At 73.7% G+C, this 5,696-nt stretch carries 5 protein-coding genes; 3 read left to right on the top strand and 2 right to left on the bottom strand.

The genetic code is table 11. The features are described 5' to 3' along the window. Nucleotides 1-338: 338 nt before the first annotated feature. Both AC5LSR_RS19490 and AC5LSR_RS19485 read left to right on the top strand, forming a co-directional pair. Nucleotides 339-1,049 (top strand): TetR/AcrR family transcriptional regulator, encoded by a 711-nt coding sequence (locus tag AC5LSR_RS19490; RefSeq protein WP_250286908.1) that lies wholly within the window; start codon nucleotides 339-341, stop codon nucleotides 1,047-1,049. A 160-nt stretch (nucleotides 1,050-1,209) separates the two neighbouring features. Next, nucleotides 1,210-1,437: a DUF3107 domain-containing protein gene (locus tag AC5LSR_RS19485; protein WP_250286910.1), complete on the top strand. Its 228-nt coding sequence runs from the start codon at nucleotides 1,210-1,212 to the stop codon at nucleotides 1,435-1,437. Between the two features lie 190 nt (nucleotides 1,438-1,627). Here the strand turns inward: AC5LSR_RS19485 and AC5LSR_RS19480 are convergent, their stop codons facing one another. After that, nucleotides 1,628-2,557, bottom strand: a complete 930-nt coding sequence (locus tag AC5LSR_RS19480; protein WP_493468777.1) for a ferritin-like fold-containing protein — start codon at nucleotides 2,555-2,557, stop codon at nucleotides 1,628-1,630. A 379-nt stretch (nucleotides 2,558-2,936) separates the two neighbouring features. On the opposite strand from AC5LSR_RS19480, the gene AC5LSR_RS19475 reads away from it, so the two are divergent. Beyond that, a complete protein-coding gene (locus AC5LSR_RS19475) occupies nucleotides 2,937-4,967 on the top strand; it encodes a DEAD/DEAH box helicase (RefSeq protein WP_493468780.1) in 2,031 nt (676 codons plus the stop codon). Between the two features lie 177 nt (nucleotides 4,968-5,144). Here AC5LSR_RS19475 and AC5LSR_RS19470 read toward each other — a convergent pair. Then, nucleotides 5,145-5,696 (bottom strand): hypothetical protein (locus AC5LSR_RS19470; protein ID WP_493468776.1); only part of this gene is annotated, 552 nt, incomplete at its 5' end.

Raw genomic sequence — 5,696 nt, 5'->3', positions numbered from 1 at the left:
CGGCACGTCCGCACGGGAGACCGGTGACCGGTCCGCCCGCGGCCCCTCGGGCAGGTACGGGAATCCGCCAGGACGGGATCAGTCGGGACGGGGGCCGGCAGGAAAGGTACGGTGAGCCACCAGCGGGTTCGCCCCCGTCGGGTATCCACATCCGTGAGCACCCGGATTCCGCCCGGATCCGATGTGCTCCTCTTGTGTTCACATAACATGACAAAGCACCACGGGTCGGGTCCCGACCGGGCGCGACGCCCAGCCCGGGTATCCGGACGGGCACCATGCCCGGCACGGGCAGCCGCCGAGCCGGCACCGAGGCTCGGCCGATCAAAGGAGGTGCGCCGGTGAGCGCCGAGCCGGCCGCGCCGCAACCGCGTTCAGGCAAGACCGCCCGGCTGCCGCGCACCGCTCGCCGCTTCCAGCTGCTGGGAGCGGCTCGTGAAGTTTTCGTTGCCCAGGGCTATCACGCCGCGGCGATGGACGAGATCGCCGAACGCGCGGGCGTCAGCAAGCCCGTCCTCTACCAGCACTTTCCCGGAAAGCTCGAGCTCTACCTGGCGCTGTTGGACGAGCAGGCCCATGCCCTCGTCTCCAGTGTGCAGCGGGCACTCGCGTCCACCACCGACAACCACACCCGGATCGCCCGGTCGATCGCGGCCTACTTCGACTTCGTCGACGATCCCAGCGGCGCCTACCAGCTCGTTCTCGAGTCCGACCTGCGCAGCGAGCCCGCCGTCCGCAAGCGGGTGGAGAACAGTTTCACCGAGTGCGCCAACGCCATCGCGGACGTCATCGCCGCGGACACCGGCGTCGGCCCGGCCGAGGCCGAGCTGCTCTCGATCGGGCTGGTGGGCCTCGCCGAGACCGGCGCCCGCTGGTGGCTGGTCACCGGCGAGGCGGTCTCGAAGGAACAGGCCGTCGCGACCATGGTCGAGCTGGCCTGGCGGGGACTCGCCGGATACCCGCGCCGCACTCCCGCCGGCGCCGACCCGGCACCCCCCCGGGAGCCACCCCGGGAAACCGCCAGCGGCGGTGACGCCTCCAGCGGGCCCTGACGCCTCCAGCGAACATGGCCCGGCCACGTCCCACACCCCGCGCCGTAGGCCCTATGGTGACCTAGCCGGCCGAAGACGGCGAGACCCTCGCTCCTCTCCCGCCGCCGGACGTCGCCAGGAACCTGGACGGCACACCTGACGAACACGGAGGTCACCACTGGTGGAGGTCAAGATCGGGATCCAGAACGTCGGGCGCGAACTGATCATTGAGAGCGGCCAGTCGCCGGACGACGTGGCCCAGGCGGTCACCGACGCGATCAGGTCGGATCTGGGGCTGCTCACGCTCGTGGACGAGAAGGGCCGGCGGGTCGTCATCCCGATCGGGAAGCTGGCCTACGTCGAGATCGCCGAAGCCGAGACACGCCGGGTCGGTTTCGGCGCGCTCTGACGGCGACGACGCCCTCCGGTAACCCGGAGCATCCGGAGAAACACAGAAGGCAGCCGAATGCCGGCTACCCGGGCCGGGGCGGGCCGGTTTCGACCGCCCCGGCCCGGGTAGCCGGGGCGTCCCAGGTCGCGGGCCCGGCTCCCGGCCGGGGCCGTCTCAGGTCGCGGGCCCGGCTTCCGGCTGGGCCGTCTCAGGTCGACAGCCCGAGCGCGTCCATCCGTGCCGTGTGCGCGAGGGTGATCCGGTTGAACAGCTCCGCCAACGCCGTCAGGTCGCCTATCCCGTCCAGCAGGGCGGCGAGCGCGCTGCGCTCCACCGCGACCCGCTGCGCCTCGGTCAGTGCCTCCCCCATCAGCCGCCGGGCCCACAGCGCGAGCCGGCCGGCCACGGCCGGGTCGGCCTCGACCACCGCCCGGACCCGCCCCACGGCGAACGCGGCATGGCCGGTGTCGGCGAGGACGTCGAGGACCAGCGCGCGCACGTCGGGATCGAGCACGGTGGCGATCTCACGGTAGAAGTCCGCGGCGATGCTGTCCCCGACGTACACCTTGACCAGGCTTTCCAGCCAGTCGGCGGGCGCGGTGAGGTTGTGGAAGTTCGTCAGCGGTGACACGAACGGCTCCATGGCCCGCACCGGGTCGACCCCCACCCGCAGCAGGTAGGCGCGGACCTCCTCGAAGTGCGCGAACTCGGCGGCCGCAATGCCGGCCAGCGCGATCTTGTCGGTCAGGGTGGGAGCCATCCGCGCGTCCGTGGCAAGCCGCTCGAACGCGGTCAGTTCGCCGAAGGCGAGCAGCCCCAGCAGATCCACGACAGCGACGTCCGGCACGCCCGCGCGGACGGCGCCAGAATTCTGGGCATCACGGGCCTGAACGTCATGAGCCTGAACGTCATGAGCCTGAACGTCACGGGCCCGGACGTCACGGTGCGGCTCGGGCGCGGCGGTGGCCGCCTCGTGGGCCCGGCCTCCCGGGACGGCCGAATCATGATCGGGCTGTTTTCGGCCCTCCGGGTCAGGGCCGCGCGCCGCGTCGGAGCCGCCGGCCTCACCGGTCACGCCGTCCCCGTCGGTCGACGGCGCCGGAAAGCCGGCCCGGCCGGTACCCGTACCGTCCGTCATATCGGATCACCTCAGCATCGTCCTCATGGCGAACCGCCCGATATACACCGACCGGAAGCAGGACCAGGACGCCTTACGGCACAGGCACTTGCGGCATCTGACGGAATGGGCCGCGGCACCCTGCCGAAGGTCATCGTGTCGGAACATGTCTCGGAGAGCAGCCCACAGGTTATCCTCATCATTAGCCGGGAGCTGCCAAGACCACTTCCGGCCCGCGCGGGCGTCGCCCCACTCCGGGTCAGCGGACCCCGCCGGTAGATGTCGTGAGCGGGTGCAGCGTCGGATCCCGCTCATAGCGACTCGGGGACCTGGGCCTCGATGGCGCGAGCGAAGGACGATCGCGCCGTCTCCAGCCCTCTAGCAGACCAGGAGCATCCCGCTGTCCGTTTCAGCCGAAACCACAACACACCGACACGATGACCCCACAGATCCCGCGGGACACCCGGACGCCGGCGAGCCGGGAGCCCTGACGGCACCGGCCACGACACCGGCGCCCGGCTTCGCCGACCTCGGCGTCCGCGAAGAGATCGTCGAGGCCCTGCGCGTCAAGGGCATCGTCTCCCCCTTCCCCATCCAGGAACTGACGCTTCCGCTGGCGCTGGCCGGGTCCGACATCATCGGGCAGGCCCGCACCGGCACCGGCAAGACGCTCGCCTTCGGTATCCCGCTCGCGCAGCAGGCGACCAGCCGTGACGAGGGCGCCAGCGGGCAGCCGCAGGCGCTCGTGGTCGTTCCCACCCGCGAGCTGTGCCTGCAGGTCACCGCCGACATCGACCGTGCCGGCTCGGGCCGCGGGCTGCGGGTGCTGCCGGTCTACGGCGGCCGTGCCTACGAGCCGCAGCTGGCAAGCCTGCGCGCCGGTGTGGACATCGTCGTCGGCACCCCCGGCCGGCTGCTCGACCTGGCCCGCCAGAACGCCCTCGTGTTGACGGCGGTGCGCATGCTCGTCCTCGACGAGGCCGACGAAATGCTCGACCTGGGCTTCCTGCCGGACGTCGAGCGCATCCTCGCCCAGCTTCCGGACATCCGCCAGACGCTGCTGTTCTCCGCGACGATGCCGCCGCCGGTGATCTCGCTGGCCCGCCGGTTCATGCGGCGGCCGGTGCACGTCACCGCGGAGCACCCCGACGAGGGCCGCACGGTGCCGGACATCAGCCAGCACGTCTTCCGCGCGCACGCGCTGGACAAGATCGAGGTGCTGGCCCGGGTCCTGCAGGCCGAGGGCCGGGGGCTGGCCATCGTCTTCGTCCGGACCCGCCGCACCGCCGACCGGGTCGCCGACGACCTGACCGGTCGTGGCTTCGCCGCGGCGGCCGTCCACGGGGACATCGCCCAGGGCCAGCGGGAGCAGGCGCTGCGGGCGTTCCGGTCCGGCAAGATCGATGTGCTGGTCGCCACCGACGTCGCCGCCCGTGGCATCGACATCGGCGGGGTGACCCACGTGGTCAACTACCAGTGCCCCGAGGACGAGAACGTCTATCTGCACCGCATCGGCCGCACCGGCCGGGCCGGCGGCAGCGGGGTGGCGGTGACCTTCGTCGACTGGGACGACATACCGCGGTGGGCGCTGGTCAACCAGGCCCTGGGGCTTGCCTTCGACACGCCCGTCGAGACCTACTCGACGTCCCCCCACCTGTTCGAGGCCCTGTCCATCCCCGCGGACGTCCGCGGGGTGCTGCCGCAGGCGTCCCGTACCCGGGCCGGGCTCGCCGCCGAGGAGGTCGAGGACCTCGGGGAGACCGGGCGCCCCAGGCGCCGGCGGCCAGGCCGGGCCGGTGACCGGGCGGACGCGGCCCGCACCGAGCCGTCGGCCGGCCGGCTCCCCGCCGCCCGCACGACCCGGGCCAGGCGCCGTACCCGTGGCGGCGGCGCGGCGGTGGCCGCGGTGGTCGCGGTCTCCGCCGACGAGCCCACCGACGCGCGGCCGGCGGCCCACGCGGACGCGCCCGCGCCGCAGCGGCCGGCACCCACCCGTCCAGCCCCGGCGGACCCGGTCCCAGCCCTGTCCCCGGCAGCGTCCGTGGAACTTCCCGGCGCACCGGATGGCGGACCGGCCGCGGCCGAACCGCGCCCGGCCGGGGCCAGCGGGCGGAGACGGCCGGCGATCAGCAGGGCCGCCCTGTTCCTGGAGCCCGCTTCGCTGCGCCCGACGGCGCCGGATACCGGTTCGGATCCCACCGTGGCCACGGATGCCGTGGACACCGGCATCCTGGACACCGGCATCCTGGACACCGATGCCGGGGCTCCGGGCTCCGGTGCGGACGACGCCACGGCGACCGGTCCGGCTCCTCGGCGCCGGCGCCGCCGGCGGCGCGACGACCGCGGCCGTCCCGTCGGCTCACCGGCCGTGGAGGCGAACCTCGCCGGCAGGCAGGACGACCGGATCGAGCACCGGGCCGAGTCAGCCTGACGACCGCCTGCGGACCTCGGCCCGGGTCAGCCCGACACCGCGATCACGCCGGACAGCCGGCGTGATCGTCGGGCCTGTCACGGGCCTGTCAGTTGTCGGGCCCGCAGTCCTGTCAGAACCCGGCGGACGCGCGGATCCCGAACGCGAAGCGCGCCGCCGGCCGCCCGACCGGACCTGTCAGGGCTCGGCGGAGGTGTGGACCCGCAGCCGGATGCGCACCCAGGCGATCCGCCGGCATGCCGGGCAGCGCACCAGGGACCGGTGCCGCAGCCGCGGCACCGGCACGTGCACGCTGGGGATCAGCAGGGCGACCGCCTCGCGCGCCCGGAGCGTGGTCGTCTGCCCGCAGCGGGAGCACAGCACGTCCAGTCCGCTGGCCACCGGCGGGGCCGGGCTGCCCACCACGCTGTAGAGCGCCCGCTTGCCGTGGACGTCCCGGCCGACCGCCACCGGGGTGGCAAAGCGCTCGTGGGCCGTGGGTGGGGGCGCTGCGCTGCGCGACCGTAGCCGGTCGAAGCCGGCGGGCGCGGCGGCTGCTTCCCGGCGGCCGCTCACCGGTTCGTGACCCGGGATGCCGCGCTGGCCACGGACGCCGCGCCGACCACCGCGCCGGCCGTCATACCCGCCACCGCACCAGCCGTCGCCGGGGGGCGGGCCGATGATCCGCCTGGTAGCGCCGGCCCTGCCGCCGACGGCACCGCGGGCGCCGTCCGGGATGTGCCCCCACCC

The organism is Protofrankia sp. CiP1_Cm_nod4, assembly GCF_982290645.1.
The sequence above is the reverse complement of the archived record's forward strand: the minus strand, read 5'-3'. Positions and strand labels throughout refer to the sequence as shown.

What these genes read in the sequence shown, in the direction of transcription:
- AC5LSR_RS19480 (WP_493468777.1), bottom strand. Translation starts at nt 2,557, where the DNA reads ATGACGGACGGTACGGGTACCGGCCGGGCCGGCTTTCCGGCGCCGTCG.